The organism is Sulfitobacter sp. HI0040, assembly GCF_001634885.1.
In the GTDB taxonomy this organism is placed as follows: domain Bacteria; phylum Pseudomonadota; class Alphaproteobacteria; order Rhodobacterales; family Rhodobacteraceae; genus Sulfitobacter.
The window spans coordinates 1-1,265 of sequence record NZ_LWEX01000205.1; the positions used below are offsets into that span (position 1 = coordinate 1).

Genomic DNA, 1,265 nt, shown 5'->3' on the forward strand with positions numbered 1-1,265 from the left:
GGGCGGGGCAGGGACGGTCCTGCTCGGGCGGCGGGCGCCGGAATGGGCCGCCCCTCTCTTCACCGGGGTCATGTTCGTGGCGCTCGGTTTCGTGCTGGCGGCGGGCAGGGCGCATTGGATGGCGGCACCCGTGTTGGACTGGCGATACTACGGCCCGGTGGAGGGGCGTATCGTGGCGCTCGACCGCAGCCAGTCCGACGCGGTGCGGTTGACGCTGGACCGGGTTCGCCTGCGGCGGGTCGCCCCGGAGGAAACGCCCGCGCGGGTCCGCATTTCGCTGCACGGCGACCAGAGGGGGAGCATCGCGCCCCGGCCGGGACTGCGCGTCATGACGACGGCCCATCTGTCGCCCCCGGGCGGGCCGGTCGAACCGGGCGGCTTCGATTTCCAGCGCCACGCATGGTTCGCCCGGCTGGGGGCCGTGGGCTATGCGCGCGTGCCGCTGCTGGGCGTCGCCCCGGCGGAGGAGGGGCGCACAGGCCTCGCGGTTTTCCGGCTGCGCATGGCGATATCGAACCACATCCGGTCCATCCTGCCCGGGGACCTTGGCGGGTTTGCCGCCGCGATCACAACGGGCGACCGCAGCGCCATCGGTCAGGACACGCTGGAGAACCTGCGGGCGAGCAACCTTGCGCATCTGCTTGCCATATCGGGGTTGCACATGGGCCTGCTGACAGGCCTTGTTTTCGGCGCGCTGCGGCTGCTTCTGGCAGCGATGCCCCATACGGCGCTGCACTGGCCCACCCGGAGCATCGCCGCGGCGGGCGCGCTGATCGCGGCGAGCGTCTATCTGGCGCTGTCGGGCGGAAATGTCGCGACGGAGCGGGCCTTTGTCATGGTGGCTGTCGCGCTTGGCGCGCTGATGATCGGGCGGCGGGCGATATCGCTGCGGGCGGTGGCCATCGCCGCCACGATCGTTCTGGTCCTGCGGCCCGAAGCCTTGACGGGGCCGGGCTTCCAGATGTCCTTTGCCGCGACCACGGCGCTGGTGGCCGTGTTCGGCTGGCTGCGGGACGCAAGGCCGCTGAAAAGCCCCGGCTGGCTGCGCCCGGTCGGGGCGGTTGTGCTGTCGTCTGCCGTGGCGGGGGCCGCGACGGCACCCATAGGTGCCGCCCATTTCAACGCCATCGCCCACTACGGGCTGGCGGCGAACCTGCTCTCGGTGCCGCTGATGGGGGTTCTCGTCATTCCCGCAGCACTGGGCGCGCTGGCACTCGCGCCGCTTGGGCTGGATCATCTGGGGCTTTGGCTCATGGGGCTGGGGC

The 1,265-nt window shown here is 71.6% G+C and carries 1 protein-coding gene; it reads left to right on the forward strand.

Translation table 11 applies throughout. The features are described 5' to 3' along the window. Positions 1-1,265: ComEC/Rec2 family competence protein (locus A3728_RS12100; RefSeq protein WP_150120767.1), on the forward strand; the 1,265-nt coding region annotated here is incomplete at both ends.